This is a genomic window from Rugamonas violacea (assembly GCF_016461825.1).
Lineage (GTDB): Bacteria > Pseudomonadota > Gammaproteobacteria > Burkholderiales > Burkholderiaceae_D > Rugamonas.
Genome location: NZ_JAEMNU010000016.1, coordinates 44,197 through 62,964 on the forward strand (window position 1 = coordinate 44,197; position 18,768 = coordinate 62,964).

General features: G+C 64.7%; 13 protein-coding genes. 2 read left to right on the forward strand and 11 right to left on the reverse strand.

Annotation, left to right across the window (positions count from 1 at the left end; all coding sequences use genetic code 11):
* Positions 1 to 32: 32 nt before the first annotated feature.
* The 10 genes from ileS to H7U20_RS02805 form a co-directional block, all read right to left on the reverse strand.
* Positions 33 to 2,927, reverse strand: coding sequence for an isoleucine--tRNA ligase (gene ileS / locus H7U20_RS02760; RefSeq protein ID WP_199518085.1), 2,895 nt, complete (start codon positions 2,925 to 2,927; stop codon positions 33 to 35).
* A gap of 82 nt (positions 2,928 to 3,009) precedes the next feature.
* Positions 3,010 to 3,981, reverse strand: a complete 972-nt coding sequence (locus H7U20_RS02765; RefSeq protein ID WP_199518086.1) for a bifunctional riboflavin kinase/FAD synthetase — start codon at positions 3,979 to 3,981, stop codon at positions 3,010 to 3,012.
* A 207-nt stretch (positions 3,982 to 4,188) separates the two neighbouring features.
* Complete coding sequence (locus tag H7U20_RS02770; RefSeq protein WP_233410459.1) at positions 4,189 to 5,406, reverse strand: tetratricopeptide repeat protein; 1,218 nt, start codon at positions 5,404 to 5,406, stop codon at positions 4,189 to 4,191.
* Positions 5,407 to 5,487: 81 nt separating this feature from the next.
* The gene (locus H7U20_RS02775; RefSeq protein WP_199518087.1) at positions 5,488 to 5,916 is read right to left on the reverse strand and encodes an ExbD/TolR family protein; all 429 of its coding nucleotides are present in this window, start codon (positions 5,914 to 5,916) and stop codon (positions 5,488 to 5,490) included.
* 69 nt (positions 5,917 to 5,985) lie between these two features.
* A complete protein-coding gene (locus H7U20_RS02780; protein ID WP_093384623.1) occupies positions 5,986 to 6,414 on the reverse strand; it encodes an ExbD/TolR family protein in 429 nt (142 codons plus the stop codon).
* Positions 6,415 to 6,419: 5 nt separating this feature from the next.
* Positions 6,420 to 7,319, reverse strand: coding sequence for a MotA/TolQ/ExbB proton channel family protein (locus tag H7U20_RS02785; RefSeq protein WP_199518088.1), 900 nt, complete (start codon positions 7,317 to 7,319; stop codon positions 6,420 to 6,422).
* A gap of 81 nt (positions 7,320 to 7,400) precedes the next feature.
* On the reverse strand, positions 7,401 to 8,060 hold the full coding sequence (locus tag H7U20_RS02790) for an energy transducer TonB (RefSeq protein WP_199518145.1): 660 nt from the start codon (positions 8,058 to 8,060) through the stop codon (positions 7,401 to 7,403).
* Positions 8,061 to 8,580: 520 nt separating this feature from the next.
* Entirely contained in the window at positions 8,581 to 10,119 is a 1,539-nt protein-coding gene (locus H7U20_RS02795) for a SpoVR family protein (RefSeq protein ID WP_370593054.1), read from the reverse strand.
* Positions 10,120 to 10,171: 52 nt separating this feature from the next.
* Entirely contained in the window at positions 10,172 to 11,440 is a 1,269-nt protein-coding gene (locus tag H7U20_RS02800; protein ID WP_199518089.1) for a YeaH/YhbH family protein, read from the reverse strand.
* 135 nt (positions 11,441 to 11,575) lie between these two features.
* The gene (locus H7U20_RS02805; protein WP_099414755.1) at positions 11,576 to 13,498 is read right to left on the reverse strand and encodes a PrkA family serine protein kinase; all 1,923 of its coding nucleotides are present in this window, start codon (positions 13,496 to 13,498) and stop codon (positions 11,576 to 11,578) included.
* 599 nt (positions 13,499 to 14,097) lie between these two features.
* On the opposite strand from H7U20_RS02805, the gene H7U20_RS02810 reads away from it, so the two are divergent.
* Together H7U20_RS02810 and H7U20_RS02815 are read left to right on the forward strand one after the other, a co-directional pair.
* Positions 14,098 to 15,102: an adenosine deaminase gene (locus H7U20_RS02810; RefSeq protein ID WP_199518090.1), complete on the forward strand. Its 1,005-nt coding sequence runs from the start codon at positions 14,098 to 14,100 to the stop codon at positions 15,100 to 15,102.
* Between the two features lie 60 nt (positions 15,103 to 15,162).
* Complete coding sequence (locus H7U20_RS02815; RefSeq protein WP_199518091.1) at positions 15,163 to 17,760, forward strand: ABC transporter permease; 2,598 nt, start codon at positions 15,163 to 15,165, stop codon at positions 17,758 to 17,760.
* Here H7U20_RS02815 and H7U20_RS02820 read toward each other — a convergent pair.
* Complete coding sequence (locus H7U20_RS02820) at positions 17,757 to 18,767, reverse strand: response regulator (protein ID WP_199518092.1); 1,011 nt, start codon at positions 18,765 to 18,767, stop codon at positions 17,757 to 17,759. The two genes, H7U20_RS02815 and H7U20_RS02820, sit on opposite strands and share 4 nt — an antisense overlap.
* Between the last annotated feature and the right edge of the window lies 1 nt (position 18,768).

The window sequence follows — 18,768 nt, forward strand, 5'->3', positions numbered from 1 at the left end:
GAGCGCGGCGGCGGATCGTATGCCTATGCGGATCAGGCGAATTTGCGTTTTTCGCCGGCGCCGAACAGATTGCTGTGGCAGCGCCCGCACAGGGTCGGATGGTCGGCGTGGCCGCCGACGTCGGCGCGGTAGTGCCAGCAGCGCTCGCACTTGGCGGCGGCCGAGGCGGCCACTTCGACGGCTTCTTCCGCTTCGCCCGCCACTTCGACGGCTTGCGCCTGCGAGGTGATGAAGACGAACTTCAGGTCATCGTCCAGGCTGGCCAGCAGGCGGTACTTGTCGCCGCTCGCCTTGATGGTCAGTTCGGCCTGCAGCGAGGAGCCGATGGCGCCGGAGGTGCGCAGGTCTTCCAGCTGCTTGGTGACGCCGGTGCGCACGGCGCGCAGGGCGCCGTACTTTTCCATTAGCGCGGCGCTGTCGGCCGGCTGCGGCAGCTGCCACCAGGTTTGCGTGAAGATGGTCTCGTCGCTGGCCTGGTAGGCCTCGGCGCCGGCGAAGATGGCCCATGCCTCTTCGGCTGTGAAGGAGAGCGCCGGCGCCATCAGGCGCAGCAGGCTTTGCGTGATGTGCCACAGCGCGGTCTGCGCCGAGCGGCGCGCCGGCGAGTCGATGGCGCTGGTGTAGAGGCGGTCCTTGAGGATGTCGAGGTAGAAGCCGCCCAGGTCCTCGGAGCAGAAGTTCTGCAGCTTGGAGACCACCGGCTGGAATTCGTACTGGTCGTAATGGGCCACCATGTCGGCCTGCAGCGCGGCCATGTTGGCCAACGCGTAGCGGTCGATCTCGAACATCTCGGCCACCGGCACGGCCTGGGTGGCGTGGTCGAAGTCGGAGATGTTGGCCAGCAGGAAGCGCAGCGTGTTGCGGATGCGGCGGTAGGCTTCGGTGACGCGCTTGAGGATCTCGTCGGAGATCGATAGCTCGCCGGTGTAGTCGGTCGAGGCGATCCACAGGCGCAGGATGTCGGCGCCCAGGGTGTCGGAGATCTTCTGCGGCGCCAGCGTGTTGCCCAGCGATTTGGACATCTTCTTGCCCTCGCCGTCGACGGTGAAGCCGTGCGTCAGCAACGCCTTGTAGGGCGGCCGGCCGTTCAGCATCGAGGAGGTCAGCAGCGAGGAGTGGAACCAGCCGCGGTGCTGGTCCGAACCTTCCAGGTACAGGTCGGCCGGGAAAGCCGACTGCTCCTTGTGCGAGCCGCGCAGCACGGTCTGGTGGGTGGTGCCGGAGTCGAACCAGACGTCCAGCGTGTCCTTGTTCTTGAGGTACATGGCCGCCTCGTCGCCGAGCAGGTCCCGCAGGTCCAGCGCCAGCCAGGCGTCGATGCCGCTCTTCTCGATCAGCTGGGCGACCTGTTCCAGCAGCTCGGGCGTGCGCGGATGCAGCTCGCCGGTTTCCTTGTGGACGATGAAGGCCATCGGCACGCCCCATTGGCGTTGGCGCGACAGGGTCCAGTCGGGACGGTTGGCGATCATGCCGTGCAGGCGGGCCTGGCCCCAGTCGGGGTAGAACTTGGTGTCGGCGATGCCTTGCAGCGCGCTTTGGCGCAGGGTCGGGCCGCCGTCCTTCGGCGTCACGTCCATGCCGGCGAACCACTGCGAGGTGGCGCGGTAGATGATCGGGGTCTTGTGGCGCCAGCAGTGCATATAGCTGTGGGCGAACATCTTCACTTCGAACAGCGCGCCGGCTTCGGTCAGCGCGCTGCAGATCGGCTTGGAGGCTTCCCATATGGTCATGCCGCCGAACAGCGGCAGGGTCGGGACGAATTTACCGTCGCCCATCACCGGGGTCAGGATGGCGTCGTCCTTCAGGCCGTGCGCCTTGCAGGAGATGAAGTCGTCCTGGCCGTAGGCCGGCGCCGAGTGGACCACGCCGGTGCCGCTTTCGGTGGTGACGTAGTCGGCCAGGTACATCGGCGACAGGCGGTCGTAGAAGGCGTCGCTGGCGTGCAGCGGGTGGCGGAAGCCGATGCCGGCCAGGGCGGCGCCGTCGCAGGTGGCGATGGTGCTGCCTTCGAGCTTGTAGCGGGCCAGGCAGGATTCGGCCAGGTCTTGCGCCAGGATCAGCAGCAGCGGGGCGCCGTCACGCTCGGTTTGCACCAGCGCGTACTTGATCTCGGCGTGGACGTTGAGCGCCTGGTTGGACGGGATGGTCCAGGGCGTGGTGGTCCAGATGACGATGAAGCCGTTTTCGGTCGGCAGCTGGGCCAGGCCGAAGGCGGCCGCCAGCTTGGCGTGCTCGGCGAACTTGAAGCCGACGTCGATCGCCGGGTCGCGCTTGTCCTGGTATTCCACCTCGGCCTCGGCCAGGGCGGAGCCGCAGTCGAAGCACCAGTTGACCGGTTTCAGGCCACGGTAGACGTAGCCCTTTTCCAGCAGCTGGCCGAGGGCGCGCAGCTCGTCGGCCTCGTTCGAGTAGTTCATCGTCAGGTAGGGGTTTTCCCATTCGCCCAGCACGCCCAGGCGGATGAAGTCCTTGCGTTGGCGGTCGACCTGCTCCAGCGCGTAGGCGCGCGCCTTGGTCAGCACCTCGGCGGTCGGCAGGTTCTTGCCGAATTGTTTTTCGATCTGGATCTCGATCGGCATGCCGTGGCAGTCCCAGCCCGGCACGTAGGGCGCGTCGAAGCCGGCCAGGGTGCGCGACTTGACCACCATGTCCTTGAGGATCTTGTTGACGGCGTGGCCGAGGTGGATGTCGCCGTTGGCGTAGGGCGGGCCGTCGTGCAGGATGAATTTCGGCCGGCCGGCGGCGGCCTTGCGGATGCGATGGTAGATCTTCTTCTCTTGCCAATCCTTGACCCATTGCGGCTCGCGCTTGGCCATGTCGCCGCGCATCGGGAACGGGGTTTCGGTCATGTTGACCGGGTATTTGCTCTCGGGCTTCTTGCCCTGCTTGGCTTCTTTCGGCGCTGCTGGTTTGCTGGTATCGGACATGTTTATCTTTAAGGTGGATATGCTGCTTGGATCGTGTGTTCGGGGTGTTCGGAAAGGGCCGGCGCGTGTGGCTGCTGCGCGGTCAAATTCGGTCGGTCGCGGTGATGGCGCCGGTGCGCTGTTCGAAGTATTCGCGCGCCATGTTCGAATCGCGTTCGATGGCGGCGGTCAGCGTCGGCAGGTCGTCGTATTTTTCCTCGTCGCGCAGCTTGTGCAGGAACTCGACCCGCACCTGCCGGCCGTAGCAGGAGGCGTCGAAGTCGAACAGGTGCACTTCGAGCAGCACGCGGCCGCTGTCGTCGACGGTGGGGCGCACGCCCAGGCTGGCGACGGCCGGCAGCGGCGCGTCGGCCAGGCCGTGCACCTGGACGATGAAGATGCCGGACAGGGCGGGCCGGTGCGGCACGCGCAGGTTGAGGGTCGGGAAGCCGAGCGTGCGGCCCAGTTTCTGGCCGTGGATCACATGGCCGGAGATGGCGTAGGGGTGGCCCAGCAGCCGCTCGGCGTGGCCGAAGTCGCCGACCGACAGGGCGGCGCGCACCGCCGAGGAGGAGATGCGGTCGCCGCCGTTCATCACGGTGGGCAGGGTTTCGACGTGGAAGCCGTAGTGGCGGCCGGCTTCGAGCAGCATGGCGACGTTGCCGGCGCGCTTGGCGCCGTAGCAGAAGTCGTCGCCGACCATCAGCCATTTGACGTGCAGGCCGTCGACCAGCACCTGCTCGGTGAACTGTTGCGGCGTCAGGGCGGCGAAGTGGGCCGAGAAGTGTTCGACGATGACGCGGTCGATGCCGTTGTCCGACAGCGACTGCAGCTTGTCGCGCAGGTTGGCGATGCGCGGCGGCGCCTTGGACAGGTCGCCGGCGCGCTGGGCGAAGAATTCGCGCGGGTGCGGCTCGAAGGTCATCACGGCGGCCTCCAGGCCGAGCGCGGCGGCGGCGCCACGGACGCGGCCGAGCAGCGCCTGGTGGCCGAGATGGACACCGTCGAAGTTGCCGATGGTGAGCGCGCAGGGCGCGCGCGCCGCTGCATTGGGGAGACCGCGGAATACCTTCATGGGAATCTTGGGGGGAAACTGTCGCTAAATGGTGGATTATACGGTCTGTTCAGCCTGAGCACACCGGCAATGGGCGCGGCGCGGCGATTTTCCGCCGCTTTGGCGGCCCAATAAGCTGAAAAAGCGCGGTCTGCGCAAGGCAGACCGCGCTTCGGCGGTGCGTCGTCCCGCGCCCGGCGAAGCGGACGGGGGGACGGGCGCGCGCGATCACATCGGGTGGTTGATTTGCAGCGTCCAGTAGCGCGCCAGGTCGGCGGCGCCGTCGCTGCCCTTGACGCCCTTCAGCGTGGTCAGGGCGGCGGCCTTCTTGCCGGCTTGCGCCTGGGCGATGCCCAGGTGCAGCTTCAAATCTTCCGGATGCTTGGCGCCGTCCATCTTCACCGCCTGGGTCATCAGGTCCAGGCCCTTGTCGGTCTTGCCGGCGCTGGCCAGGGCGAAGCCCAGGTTGCTCAGGCCGTCGGCGTCCTTGTTTTTCAACACTTCGGCTTCGACTTTGGCGGCGTTGGTCTCGCCGTCGGCGGCGGTCTTCACGGCCAGGTCTTTCAGGCGCTGGTGGCGCGCGGCGTCCGAGCCGACGCCCAGCACGCCTTTTTTGTAGCCCTGGTCGATGATCTTCAGCGCCTCGGCGCCGTTGCCGGCCTGCAGCGACAGCTGGCTCATCTCCATGTACTCGCCCGGCTTGCTGAGCAGGCCGTTGGCCAGTTTCAGGCGCAGCACGTCGAGCGACAGGCTGCCGGAGAAGCCCGGCTTGCCGGTGACGCGGTTGAGCAGGTCGGCCCAGTAGCTGGTCTTCGGATAGGAACCGGCGAGTTTTTCCAGGGTCTGCACGTAGCCGGCCTTGTCGTTCTGTTTCAGCTGGATGTTGGCCAGCATCTGCAGTTGCGCTTCGCTGTTGCCCTTGCCCTGGAGTTCCTTGGCCGCTTCGGCGTACTTGCCGCTGATGTAGTAGGTCTGGATCAGCAGTTCGCGCATTTGCGCGTTCTCGCCGTCCTTCAGCGAGCGCTGGATCCAGGTGATGGCCTTCGGATAGTCCTTGGCGCGGTAGTAGATGCCGGCCAGGGCCTGGGTGAATTTCGGCGCTTCGGCGGCGGACAGCTTGCCGGAGTTGATCACCGCCTCAAAGGCGTGGGCGGCGGCGTCGTTGTCGCCGGCGGCGGCCGCGGCCGAGGCGCGGGTGCGCTCGATCAGGTAGACCTCGTTGGGCGACTTGCCGCCGACGGCGTCCGCTTCCTTCAGCTTGGCCAGCGCTTCTTTGTTCTTGCCAGCTTGTGCCAGTTTCTGTGCTTCCTGCAGTGGCTTGCCTACTTCGGCGCGCACCGCGTCGGCGGCGTGGGCGATCGAACCCAGGCCGACCAGCGGGGCGGCGGCGGTGAAACCAATGGCGGCCATTACCAGGCCGAGATGAGCGAGACGAAACTTGGACATGGGGAAGTTTTCTTTCATCAAAATGCGAAATAGGCAGGACTATCCTGCCTATCGTTCAAATAAAGGGAACCTGCTGCGGTCTTATTGGAACTGTTCGTTGCCGACCAGGCCGATCTTGGTCACACCCAGGCGCTGGGCCGAAGCCATGACGCCTGCGACGACCTTGTACGACACCAGCTTGTTCGGACGCAAATGCACCTCCGGCTGATCCGCTTGCGCGGCGACGTCGACCAGTTTGGCTTCCAGGGCGGCACGGCTAGGAATCACCGCGTTGTCCCACAGAATCGTACCGTCGAAGTCCACGTCGATGGTCACCACGACCGGTTCCTTGGTCGGTGGCGGCGGGGTGCCGACCGGCATGTTCAAGTTCACCGAATGGTTGGCCTTGGGAATCGTGATGATCAGCATGATAATCAGCACCAGCATCACATCGATGAGGGGCGTCATATTCATTTCCATCATTGGTTCCGGATCCGCGCCTGCGGCGGGAGAACCGACATTCATACTCATGGTGTTTCCTTTTAAGAAGGGGGCTGGCGCCGCCCCCGGGCCGCTGGACTGGCCGGGGGCGGACGGGGATTAACCCCGGTCAGGCGGTTCGGTGATGAAGCCGACCTTCTGAATGCCAGCGCGCTGGGTAGTGTAAATGACCTTGCCGATCGACTCGTAGCGTGTTTCCTGATCGCCACGTACGTGCACTTCCGGCTGAGGCAACTTGACTGCTTCCACCTTCAGAAAATCGAACAACTCATTCGTGTCCTTCATTTTCTTCTGATTCCAGTAGATGTCGCCATCCTTGTTTACAACGATGTTGACATCTTCCGGTTTGGTCTGAATCACCTGGTTGGTCTCTTCCGGCAGCTTGATTTTCTGCAGTTTGAGAACGACCGGGCTCGTGATCAGGAAGATAATCAGCAGAACCAACATGATGTCGACGAGCGGCGTCGTGTTGATTTCCGACATGACTTGATCTTCGTCTCCGCTATCGGAGCCTACGGACATCGACATGGCGCTTATCCGATCTTTTTGGCGCCGGCAGCACGGCCAGCTTCGCTGGTCGACATGGCGCCGGAGATCAGGACCGAGTGTACGTCGGCGCTGAAGGAGCGGACATCTTCCATCGCGGATTTGTTACGACGCACCAGCCAGTTGTAACCCAGCACGGCAGGAACGGCGACGAACAGGCCGAAGGCGGTCATGATCAGCGCTTCGCCGACCGGGCCGGCGACTTTGTCGATCGACGCGTTACCGGTCATGCCGATGTTGATCAGCGCGTTGTAAATACCCCAAACGGTACCGAACAGACCGATGAACGGTGCGGTCGAACCGACGGTGGCCAGGAAGGACAGGCCGTCTTGCAGACGCGATTGGACTTTGTCCACGGCGCGCTGGATCGACATGGTGACCCAGGTCGACAGGTCGATTTGTTCCAGCAGGGCGCCGTCGTGGTGCACGGTGGCCTTGGTGCCGCTTTCAGCGATGAAGCGGAAAGGCGAGCCTTCTTTCAGCGCGGCCGAACCGGCGGCGATCGAAGCGGCTTTCCAGAACTTGGCCGAGGTTTCTTTCGACTGTTTGAAGATCTTCATCTGGTCGATCAGCTTGGTGACGATGATGTACCACGAACCCATCGACATCAGCGACAGGATGATCAGGGTGCCACGGGAGACGAAGCCGCCGTTCCACACCGCTTCGAAGCCGAACGGGTTTTCCACTTCTTCTTTTTCAACCTTGGCGGCTGGAGCCGAAGCTGCCGGTGCGGCTGCCGCATCCGCTGCTGGAGCGGCTGCTGGGGCCGAAGCTGCGGCCGAGGCGGGCGCGTCAGCGAAAGCTGGGGCGCTTACCAGGGCGGTGGCTGCGGTCACCGAAAACAGCACAGCGGCCAGTACAGCGGACAAACGGGTATTCTTAAACATGCTTCCTCCAAATTAATAAAATAATCAGATCGCTGAATGTAGGTTGACAACGAACTTAGGTGAGACGGGGTTTGCCTCGGTTTATTCCAGCGTCCAAACGTATTGCACTTGCGTGACCGATTGTTCAGCCTTGCCGTCGGTTGTGCCTGGCTTGAATTTGCATTTGCCAATCCCTGCCATCGCCGCCTTGTCCAGGTCGCGGAAGCCGCTCGACTTCAGCACCTTGGATTCGATCACGTGGCCGTCGACGCCGACCACGAATTGCAGCGTGACCGTGCCGGTTTCTTCGTTGCGCAGCGATGACTTAGGCCATTCTGGTTTCGCGCAAGCGTTCAAATCGTATACCGCGGGAACGTGCACCGACTTGGCCGGGCCCGGGGTGGCCGCCGGCTGAGCTGGTGGCGTCTTCTGCAGTTCGTTCGACACCGGTTTCACGTTGGTCGCGTTGGCGATCGTGTTTTGCACCGGCGGCGGCTGCTGCACGTTCACCTCGACTGGCGGGATGAACGGCGGCGGAGGTGCCTTCATCTCGGGCGGTGGCGGTGGCGGCGGCAATTCCTTCGGTGGAGGCGGTTTCACCTCCTCGATGATCTTGGTCTCAACCGGTTCGATCATTTTGCTGACCAAGCGTTTGCCCAAGCCTGTCACGATCCCATAAGCGACCAGGAGGTGCAACAAAACGACAATGGTAATGCCTGTAAAGTTCTTCCCGGTGCTTTTCTCGTTGTGCGTGAAATTCATGCCTGCTTTCTCCAATACCAACTCTTTTTTGTTGCTACTAAACCCCAAAATGGCGACGCAAAACAACAGCCGCATCCGGGACGTCGGCGAATTATACATACGAATTCTTGATTTTACATAGAATTTTAATCCCTAAAACCGGTTAAATTTCATGCGTTTAGCCCGTGTAAGACCAATTTTTCTGCGGGGCTTCTGCACCCTTCTAGAACAAAAAGCAAGACTAATCGGCACGTTTTTGGGGCGGCCGCTTGCATAGTGATGCTTAGTTTTCCGATATTGCAAAACGCGGAATTATGTCAGCGTGTTTTGCCAATGCGCGGTTGAAAATTTGGTGCGAAGTGTTGCATTGGTGAAATTTCCACCGAACATTCTGCGCCCTCCGGCGCCGAAAAAAGTTGACGCGGCGGACCGGGCATGCATACCAGCGCGACGCCGAACGGCGCCAAGGCGCCGATTCGCATATATATATGTGATAAACGATGGGCGCCGCCGCGCGGCGGCGCCGGTGGTGGCGTCCGGTTCAGCCGTTGCGGTTGCGCTTTTCGCGCTTGCATTCAATGGTGCTGAGCACTTCGCCGTCCGGCGCCACCGTGTCGAGGTGGACGTCGAAGCCCCACAGCCGGGCGACGTGCTTGAGCACCTCGTTGGCCTGCTGGTTCAACGGCCGGCGCTGGAATTGGGTGTGGCGCAGCGTCAGCGCGCGGTCGTCGCGGGTGTTGACCGACCAGACCTGGATGTTGGGCTCGCGGTTGCCAAGGTTATACTGCTCGGCCAGTTGCTGGCGCACGTAACGGTAACCGAGCTCGTCGTGGATGGCCGAGATCGAGAGTTTCTCGTTGTTGTCGTCGTCGAGCACGGCGAACAGGTGGAACTCGCGGATCAGCTTGGGCGAGAGGTACTGGGCGATGAAACTTTCATCCTTGAAGTTGCGCATGGCGAAGTCGAGCGTCTTGCGCCAGTCGCTGCCGGCGATGGCGGGGAACCACTCGCGGTCCTCGTCGGTGGGTTGCTCGCAGATGCGGCGGATGTCCGTCATCATGGCGAAGCCCAGCGCGTAGGGGTTGATGCCGCTGTAGTGGGGGCTGCTGACGGGCGGCTGGTAGACCACGTTGGTGTGGCTCTTGAGGAATTCCATCATGAAGCCGTCGCCCACCACGCCCTCGTCGTACAACTGGTTCAGGATCGTGTAGTGCCAGAAGGTGGCCCAGCCCTCGTTCATCACCTGGGTCTGGCGCTGCGGGTAGAAGTACTGGCTGATCTTGCGCACGATGCGCACCATCTCGCGCTGCCAGGGTTCCAGCAGCGGCGCGTACTTCTCGATGAAGTACAGCAGGTTTTCCTCCGGCTCGGGCGGGAAGCGCGGCTGCAGGCGGTTGACCTCCTCCTCCTCGCGGCGCGGCAGGGTGCGCCACAGCTCGTTGATCTGCGACTGCATATAGGCTTCGCGCTCCTTCTGCCGCGCGTTCTCCTGCGCCAGCGACAGCTTGGCCGGGCGCTTGTAGCGGTCGACGCCGTAGTTCTGGATGGCGTGGCAGGAGTCGAGCAGCAGCTCGACGGCGTCGATGCCGTGGCGCTGCTCGCATTCGCTGATGTAGTTCTTGGCGAACACCATGTAGTCGACGATGGCCTCGGCGTCGGTCCAGGTGCGGAACAGGTAGTTGCCCTTGAAGAAGGAGTTGTGGCCGTAGGCGGCGTGGGCGATCACCAGCGCCTGCATGGTCAGGCTGTTCTCCTCCATCAGGTAGGCGATGCAGGGGTCGGAGTTGATGACGATCTCGTAGGCCAGGCCCATCTGGCCGCGCTTGTAGCCCTTCTCGGTGGACAGGAAGTGCTTGCCGAACGACCAGTGGTTGTAGGACACCGGCATGCCGACCGAGGTGTAGGCGTCCATCATCTGCTCGGCGGTGATGATCTCCAACTGGTTCGGATAGGTGTCCAGGCCGAAACCCTCGGCGACGCGGCGGATCTCCTCGTGGGCCTGCTCGATCAGTTCGAAGGTCCATTCCGACTGTTCCGGCAGGGCGCGCGGATGGCGCGGCTTTTTGAGCATCTGGTTCATGGCGGGGCTCGCTTATTGGACTCGGGGCGCGGCAGTGCTTGGCCGGACCCGGCTACTTCGGCTGTTTTTTGAACAGCTCGCGGAACACCGGGTAGATGTCGGCCGGCGTGACGATTTTCTGCATGGCGAAATGCGGATGGTGGTCGCCCACCTGGGAGTATTGCTCCCACAGGTTCTGCGGCGGCCCGTCGGTGATCTCGACGTAGGTGTAGTACTGCACCTTGGGCATGATGGTGTTGATCAGCAACTGGCGGCACAGCACCGAGTCGTTGTCCCAGTTGTCGCCGTCGGAGGCCTGGGCGACGTAGCTGTTCCACTGGCCGGCGCCGTAGCGCTCCTCGACGATCTTGTCGAGCAGGTGCAGGGCCGAGGAGACCACGGTGCCGCCCGACTCGCGCGAGTGGAAGAACTCCTCCTCGCTGACCTCGGCGGCGGCGGTGTGGTGGCGGATGAAGACCACCTCGATCTTGTCGTAGACGCGCTTGAGGAACAGGTAGAGCAGGATGAAGAAGCGCTTGGCGGTGTCCTTGCGGGTTTCGTCCATCGAGCCGGAGACGTCCATGATGCAGAACATCACGGCCTGGGTCATCGGCTTGGGCACCTTGACGCGGTTGCTGTAGCGCAGGTCGAACGGGTCGATGAAGGGGATCGCCAGCAGCCGCGTGTGCAGGTGGTGGATCAGCTTGCGCAGCTCGATGACGCGCGGGTCCTCCAGCGGCGCGCCGGCCAGCAGCAGCGCCTCCAGCTCGGTCTCGGCTTCCAGCACCCGTTTGCGCGAGCTGCCGCCGACGGCGATGCGCCGTCCCAGCGCGCCGCGCAGCGAGCGCAGCACGTGGATGTTGGACGGCGTGCCCGACATGTTGTAGCCGGCGCGCTGGTTCTTGAACTCGGTGGTGGCGGTCAGCTGCGTCTTGATCATGTGCGGCAGCTCGAGGTCCTCGAAGAAGTAGTTCATGAATTCTTCGCGCGACAGCTCGAAGATGAAGTCGTCCTCGGTCATCTGGTCGCTGTTGCCGGCCTTGCCGCGGCCGGCGCCGGCGCCGCCCTTGGGCCGGTTGATCAGGTCGCCCTTCTGGTATTCCTCGTTGCCGGGGTTGATGGTTTCCCACACGCCGCCGTGGGCGTGGCCGAAGGAGGGCTCGCCGACGTCCTTGACGGGGATCGAGACCTTTTCGCCGTTCTCGATGTCGGTGATGGAACGGCCCTTGATGGCGCGGCCCACGGCGTCCTTGATCTGGGCCTTGTAGCGGCGCAAAAAACGCTCGCGGTTGACGGCGGATTTGTTCTTGCCCTGCAAACGACGGTCGATGAGGTAAGTCAAAAGATGCCTCCTGCTGCTATTGGTGCGGCGTCATGGCCGGGCCGGGCCCGGCCGCGCGCCGCCGATGCGCTGGCGCCGCGCGCGCCGTGCCGCCCTGGCCGGGGCGGCGCGCGGCGGCGTCGGCGCGCGCCCGCGTCAAGACGATTTGCGCACCCGCAGATACCATTCGCACAGCAGGCGCACCTGCTTGGCCGTGTAGCCCTTCTCGACCATGCGGGCGACGAAGTCGGCGTGCTTGTTGGCGTCCTCGGCGCTGGCCTTGGCGTTGAACGAGATCACCGGCAACAGCTCCTCGGTGTTGGAGAACATCTTCTTCTCGATCACCGTGCGGAACTTCTCGTAGCTGGTCCAGGACGGGTTCTTGCCGCCGTTGTTGGCGCGCGCGCGCAGCCCGAAGTTGACGATCTCGTTGCGGAAGTCCTTCGGGTTGGAGATGCCGGCCGGTTTTTCGATCTTCTCGAGCTCGCTGTTGAGCGACTCCCGGTCGAAGCTCTCGCCGGTGTCCGGGTCGCGGAATTCCTGGTCCTGGATCCAGAAGTCGGCGAAGGTGACGTAGCGGTCGAAGATGTTCTGGCCGTACTCGGAATAGCTCTCCAGGTAGGCCGTCTGGATCTCCTTGCCGATGAACTCGACGTACTTCTGCGCCAGGTGCTCCTTGATATAGGAGAAGTACTTCTGCTCGGTTTCGGGCGGGAACTGCTCGCGCTCGACCTGCTGCTCCAGCACGTAGAGCAGGTGGACCGGGTTGGCGGCCACCTCGGTGTTGTCGAAGTTGAAGACCTTGGACAGGATCTTGAAGGCGAAGCGGGTCGACAGGCCGTTCATGCCCTCGTCGACGCCGGCGTAGTCGACGTACTCGTGCATCGACTTGGCCTTGGGGTCGGTGTCCTTCAGGTTCTCGCCGTCGTACACCAGCATCTTGCTGAAGATGCTGGAGTTTTCCGGGTCCTTCAGGCGCGACAGGATGGCGAACTGGGCCATCATCTTCAGCGTGCCGGGGGCGCAGGGCGCCTGGTACAGCGAGGAGTTGGCCACCAGCTTGTCGTAGATCTTGATCTCGTCGGTGACGCGCAGGCAGTAGGGCACCTTGACGATGTAGATGCGGTCGAGGAAAGCCTCGTTGTTGCGGTTGTTCTTGAAGGTCTTCCACTCCGACTCGTTGGAGTGGGCCAGGATGATGCCGTCGAAGGGGATGGCGCCGAAGCCCTCGGTGCCCTTGTAGTTGCCCTCCTGGGTGGCGGTCAGCAGCGGGTGCAGCACCTTGATCGGCGCCTTGAACATCTCGACGAATTCCATCAGGCCCTGGTTGGCCAGGCACAGGCCGCCGGAGTAGCTGTAGGCGTCCGGATCGTCCTGCGAGTAGTCCTCCAGCTTGCGGATGTCGACCTTGCCGACCAGCGAGGAGATGTCCTGGTTGTTCTCGTCGCCCGGCTCGGTCTTGGAGATGGCGATCTGCTTGAGCACGGACGGGTAGCGGCGCACCACGCGGAACTGGTTGATGTCGCCGTTGAACTCGTGCAGGCGCTTGACGGCCCAGGGGCTGGGGATGTTGCGCAGGTAGCGCCGCGGGATGCCGTAGTCCTCCTCCAGCAGCACGCCGTCCTCCTCCTCGTTGAACAGGCCGAGCGGCGACTCGTTGACCGGCGAGCCCTTCAGGCAATAGAAGGGCACATGCTCCATCAGCGACTTGAGCTTCTCGGCGATCGACGACTTGCCGCCGCCGACCGGGCCGAGCAGGTAGAGGATCTGCTTGCGCTCCTCCAGCCCCTGGGCGGCGTGGCGGAAGTAGGAGACCACCTGTTCGATGACCTCCTCGGTGCCGTAGAACTCGCGGAAGGCGGGATAGATCTTGATGACCTTGTTGGCGAAGATGCGTGACAGCCGGGTGTCGTTGCGGGTGTCGACCAGGGTCGGCTCACCGATCGCGGCAAGCATGCGCTCGGGGGCGCTGGCGTAGGTGAGATGGTCCTTCTTGCACAGTGCAAGGTACTCGGACATGGACATCTCTTCTTCTTTGGTGCGTTCGTAACGGGCTGCGTAGTTGTCAAAAATGGTCATTTGAATGTCCTTTAATGTGAACCTACAAGTCACTGTATCGTCGGCAGTCCTTACGCTGGCTTGCCTTGCCTCTAGTCTGTTGACACTCCGGTCCTGATTATTTTTATGGTGTTATTTATATGCCGCCGGCGTCCCTGTGGTGGAGCGGATTGCCCGGTCCGTGGAGCTGACATTCATGGCCGCGCGCAGGATGTTTGCCGGCTCTTTGTGTGTTCGTCGAAACGCATCTTACGTCAATGAAATTTATTATTGCTCTATTAGTTCAGGAAGTCAAAAGATATGTCGTAATATCGTTAATACAGCTTTGTAAGTATTTGATTATTAAGGATTAATCTAGTATTTTTTGTGGAAAATACCGCTTGTTTTCAAGCCTGTTTCGGCGTTCATGCACCACATTAGCACGCCTTCCGCCGGCCTGCCGGAAAGGGCGCAAACGGCGCGATTTGGCTGTGGCGAAAATGCGCGCGCCGGGGCGGCGGCGGCGGCCGGCGCCGGTGGCGGCGGCGGCGCCGCGCGCGCCGGGCTTAATTTGCCTTCATAATGGCGGCTACCGGGCACCGCCAGCTGTCGCCAGATAAACCGATGAGGAAAGAAAAACCATGAACGATCAATTGCGCGCCGCGCTGCAACAGATGCCCAAGGCCGAATTGCACATCCACATCGAGGGCTCGCTGGAGCCGGAGCTGATCTTCGCGCTGGCCGAGCGCAACGGCGTGGCGCTGAACTACGCCTCGGTCGAGGAGTTGCGCGCCGCCTACGCCTTCACCGACCTGCAATCCTTCCTCGACATCTACTACGCCGGCGCCAGCGTGCTGTTGCGGGAGCAGGACTTCTACGACATGACGGCGGCCTATCTGGCGCGCGCCGAGGCCGACAACGTGCGCCACGCCGAGATCTTCTTCGACCCGCAGACCCACACGGCGCGCGGCGTGCCGATGCGCACGGTGATCGACGGCATCCACCGCGCCTGCCAGGACAGCCCGGTCAGCGCCACGCTGATCCTCAGCTTCCTGCGCCACCTGTCGGAAGAGGACGCTTTCGCCACGCTGGAGGCGGCGCTGCCGTTGCGCGACAAGTACATCGGCATCGGCCTGGACTCGTCCGAGGTGGGCAATCCGCCGGAGAAGTTCGCCCGCGTCTTCGCCCGCTGCAAGGAGCTGGGCTTCCACCTGGTGGCCCACGCCGGCGAAGAGGGACCGCCGGCCTACATCGGCACCGCGCTCGACCTGCTCAAGGTCGAGCGCATCGACCACGGCGTGCGCTGCCTGGAGGACGCCGCGCTGACCGCGCGCCTGGCGCGCGAGCAGATCGCGCTGACGGTGTGCCCGCTGTCGAACGTCAAGCTGCGCGTGTTCGACAAGATGGAACAGCACAACCTGCTGGCCCTGCTCGACGCCGGCCTGGCGGTGACCGTCAACTCGGACGACCCGGCCTATTTCGGCGGCTACATGAACGACAACTTCATCGCCACCTTCGAGGCGCTGCCGCTGGGCCTGTCGCACGCGCAGCGGCTGGCGCGCAACGGCTTCGCCGCCGCCTTCCTGCCGGCCGCGCAGAAGCAGAAGTACCTGGACGAGGTGGACGCCTTCTTCGCCGCGCTGTAGGGCGGCGGCGCGCAGCACCGGGCCGGCCGCGCGCCGGCCCGTCGATTTTTTGAGAGAGCCATGTTCAAACAAGCTGTGAGAATGACCGCGCGCGACTGGCGCGCCGGCCAGTTGCGCTTCCTGCTGGTGGCGTTGACGGTGGCGGTGGCCGCCCTGTCGGCGGCCAATTTCTTCATCGACCGCCTGCGCAGCGGGCTGGAACGCGACGCCCACCAGCTGCTCGGCGCCGACCTGGTGGTCAACGCCGACCAGCCGCTGCCGGCCGCCTGGCGCGCCGAGGCGCTGCGCCGTGGCCTGCGGCTGAGCGACACGGCGACCTTTCCCAGCATGGCGCAGGCCGGCGCGGGCGAGCAGTCGCGCGGCCTGCTGGCCTCGGTCAAGGCGGTCGGCGCCGGCTATCCGCTGCGCGGCACGCTGAAGACCACGACCGACGCGGCGCGGGCCGAGCAAAGCCTGGGCGAGGCGGCCGGCGGCATCCCCGCGCCCGGCACCGTGTGGGTCGACGCCGGCCTGCTGAGCGGTCTGCGCATCGCGCTGGGCGGGCAGCTGCGGCTGGGCGACGCCAGCTTCACGGTGACGCGGCTGATCGCGGCGGAGCCGGACCGCGGCGCCTCGTTCATGAACTTCGCGCCGCGCCTGATGCTGTCGCTGGCCGACCTGGCGTCGACCGGCCTGCAGCAACCGGGCGCGCGGCTGACCCACCGCCTGCTGCTGGCGGCGCCGGCCGACCAGGCGGCCGGCGGGGTGGCGGCGTATGAACAATGGCTGCAGGCGGGCATCCGCGCCGGCGCCGTCAAGGGCGTGCGGATCGACTCGCTCGAATCGGGCCGGCCGGAGATGCGCGCCACGCTGGAGCGGGCCGACCGCTTCCTGTCGCTGGTCGGCCTGCTGTCGGCGATGCTGGCGGCGGTGGCCGTGGCGATGGCGGCGCGCCGCTTCATGCTGCGCCACCTCGACGCCTGCGCCATGCTGCGCTGCCTGGGGCTGACGCAGAACCAGGTGGCGCGCATGTACCTGATCGAATTCACCCTGGTCGGCCTGGCCGGCAGCGTGCTCGGCGTGGCGCTGGGCTTCGCCGGCCACTATGTGCTGCTGGAGGTGTTGGGCAAGCTGGTCAGCGCCGATCTGCCGGCGCCCAGCCTACTGCCGGCGCTGCAGGGCGTGGCCACCGGCATGCTGCTGCTGGTCGGCTTCGCGCTGCCGCCGGTGCTACAACTGCGCAACGTGCCGCACAACCGGGTGATCCGCCGCGAGCAGGACGCGCCGCGGCCGCTGGCGCTGGCCACTTACGGCCTGGGCCTGGCCAGCTTCGTCGTGCTGCTGTTGTGGCAGGCCGGCGACGCCCGCCTGGCGCTGGCCACCGCGCTCGGCTTCCTGGCCGCCTTCGGCCTGTTCGCGCTGGCCGGCTGGCTGGCGCTGGCGGCGCTGAAGCGGGCCCGCGGCGCCATCGACAACCAGAGCTGGCGCTTCGCCGTCACCTCGTTGCAGCGCCGCCCCGGCGCCACGGTGGTGCAGATCGTCTCGCTGGCATTGGGCCTGATGGCGCTGCTGCTGTTGACGGTGGTGCGCGGCGACCTGATGACTGCCTGGCGCAAGGCCACGCCGGCCGACGCGCCGAACCGTTTCATCATCAACATCCAGCCGGAGCAGAAGGCCGCGATCGCGGCGCGGCTGGAGCGTGCCGGCGTGCGGGGCGCGCCGCTGTATCCGATGATACGGGGCCGCCTGACGGCGCTGAACGGCGCCGCCGTCACCGCCACCACCTACGCCGACGAGCGCGCGCGCAACCTGGCCGAGCGCGAGTTCAACCTGTCGACCATGGCCAGCATGCAGGCGGAGAACAAGATCGTCGCCGGACGCTGGTTCGGCGCCGGCGGCGACAGCGCCGCGGCGGCGCCGGCCGGCTTGGCCATGGCCGAGGCGGCGGCCGCCGTGCCGGCCGAGGCGCAGGCCGAAGCCTCGGTCGAGGAGGGCATCGCCAAGACGCTGCGCCTGAAGCTGGGCGACAGCATGCGCTTCGACATCGCCGGCCAGACGGTCGAGGCGCGCATCACCAGCTTGCGCAAGCTGGAGTGGGGTTCGATGCGGGTCAACTTCTTCGTCATCATCAACCCGGCGGCGATGGCCGGCATGCCGCAGACCTGGATCACCGCCTTCCACCTGCCGCGCCAGCGCGGCGCCGAGATGGACGCCTTGACGCGCGACTATCCGAACCTGACCATCGTCGACGTCGGCGGCGTGCTGCGCCAGGTGCAGGCGGTGCTCGACCAGGTGGTGACGGCGGTCGAGTTCCTGTTCGCCTTCACGCTGGCGTCCGGCTTGCTGGTGCTGTACGCGGCCTTGATGGGATCGCAGGACGAGCGCAGCCGCGAGGCCGGCCTGCTGCGCGCGCTGGGGGCGACGCGGCGCCAGTTGTCGCGGGCGCAGCTGATCGAGTTCGCCCTGGTCGGCGCGTTGGCCGGCCTGCTCGCCGCCAGCGGCGCGGCGGCGATGGGCTGGGGCCTGGCGACCTACCAGTTCCAGTTCGCCTGGTCGTTCGAGCCGACGGTCTGGCTGATCGGCCTGGCGGCCGGCGCGCTGTGCGCCATCGCCGGCGGTTGGCTGGGCCTGCGCAACGTGCTGCGCCAGCCTCCCTTGCAGACGCTGCGCGAAGCCTAGGCGGCGACGCTGCCCTGCACGCTGTGCTCGTGCAGGAACCGGGCGTAGGAGTGCAGCGGCGCGCCGAAGTAGTGCGCCGGCAGCTCGAACAGCGCCCAGAAGTACATCTCGCGGCCGTGGCAGACCTGCGGCGCGGCGCAGTAGCGGTGCCAGTTGTCGCCCACCGCGCGCGAGTACATGCCGTCGCCGTCGGCGTCGGAGAAGAAGGGCAGCACGCGGCGTTCGAGCAGGGCGCCCAGCAGCGAGGGCGGGGCGTCGCTGTCGCGGGCGATCTCGTACTGGGCGCACATGCCCTGTTCGGTTTCGACCATCATCAGCATGGTCTTGCCGTGCTTGTCGATGAACAGGATGCCGGTCGGGTTGGGGAAGATGTAGTGCTCGATGAAGCCCATCTTGCGGCTCAGCTCCTGCACCACGGCGGCCAGCGCCGGGTCGAGCAGGAAGTGGTAGTTGTGCAGCACCACCAAATCCCGCAGCGTCTCCGACTGGTCGGCGAAGTAGGCCTTCTGCAGACAGGCGATCTCGCTTTCCAGCAGGTCCAGCGCCTGGTCGTCGCTCTTCTTGATGTAGCGGTCGATCAGGCCGCGGTTGAAGGCGTTGACGGCGATCTTCTCGTCGGCCGCGCCGGTGAACAGGATCTTCTTGCAGGGCAGGTGCTGCACCGCCTGGCAAAACTCCAGGCCGTTCATCTGCGGCATCGAATAGTCGACCACCAGCACCGACGGCGTGGCGAAGCGCTGCGGCCGCTCGCTGATGCGGTAGATGCGCTCCAGGTCGAGCGCCACGTTGCACTGGTCGGGCGCCTCGTTCTGCGTGTCGAAGTTGACGTGCAGCGGCACCTCGTCGCGCCGCACGCTGTCGCGCAACCAGGCCAGCGCGGCGCTGGTGTCGTGGAAGGTTTTGTTGGCCAGCATCGGGTCGAGCTGGAAGGACATGCTGCGCAGGAAGGAGTCGCTGTCGTCGACCAGCACGGTCAGGGTCGGATGGGAGTAGACGGGTAGTTGCATG

Bases quoted from the DNA above. Each gene is read 5' to 3' on its own strand.
- ileS (WP_199518085.1), bottom strand. From the start codon at position 2,927: ATGTCCGATACCAGCAAACCAGCAGCGCCGAAAGAAGCCAAGCAGGGC.
- H7U20_RS02765 (WP_199518086.1), bottom strand. From the start codon at position 3,981: ATGAAGGTATTCCGCGGTCTCCCCAATGCAGCGGCGCGCGCGCCCTGC.
- H7U20_RS02770 (WP_233410459.1), bottom strand. From the start codon at position 5,406: ATGTCCAAGTTTCGTCTCGCTCATCTCGGCCTGGTAATGGCCGCCATT.
- H7U20_RS02775 (WP_199518087.1), bottom strand. From the start codon at position 5,916: ATGAGTATGAATGTCGGTTCTCCCGCCGCAGGCGCGGATCCGGAACCA.
- H7U20_RS02780 (WP_093384623.1), bottom strand. From the start codon at position 6,414: ATGTCGATGTCCGTAGGCTCCGATAGCGGAGACGAAGATCAAGTCATG.
- H7U20_RS02785 (WP_199518088.1), bottom strand. From the start codon at position 7,319: ATGTTTAAGAATACCCGTTTGTCCGCTGTACTGGCCGCTGTGCTGTTT.
- H7U20_RS02790 (WP_199518145.1), bottom strand. From the start codon at position 8,060: ATGAATTTCACGCACAACGAGAAAAGCACCGGGAAGAACTTTACAGGC.
- H7U20_RS02795 (WP_370593054.1), bottom strand. From the start codon at position 10,119: ATGAACCAGATGCTCAAAAAGCCGCGCCATCCGCGCGCCCTGCCGGAA.
- H7U20_RS02805 (WP_099414755.1), bottom strand. From the start codon at position 13,498: ATGACCATTTTTGACAACTACGCAGCCCGTTACGAACGCACCAAAGAA.
- H7U20_RS02810 (WP_199518090.1), top strand. From the start codon at position 14,098: ATGAACGATCAATTGCGCGCCGCGCTGCAACAGATGCCCAAGGCCGAA.
- H7U20_RS02815 (WP_199518091.1), top strand. From the start codon at position 15,163: ATGTTCAAACAAGCTGTGAGAATGACCGCGCGCGACTGGCGCGCCGGC.
- H7U20_RS02820 (WP_199518092.1), bottom strand. From the start codon at position 18,767: ATGCAACTACCCGTCTACTCCCATCCGACCCTGACCGTGCTGGTCGAC.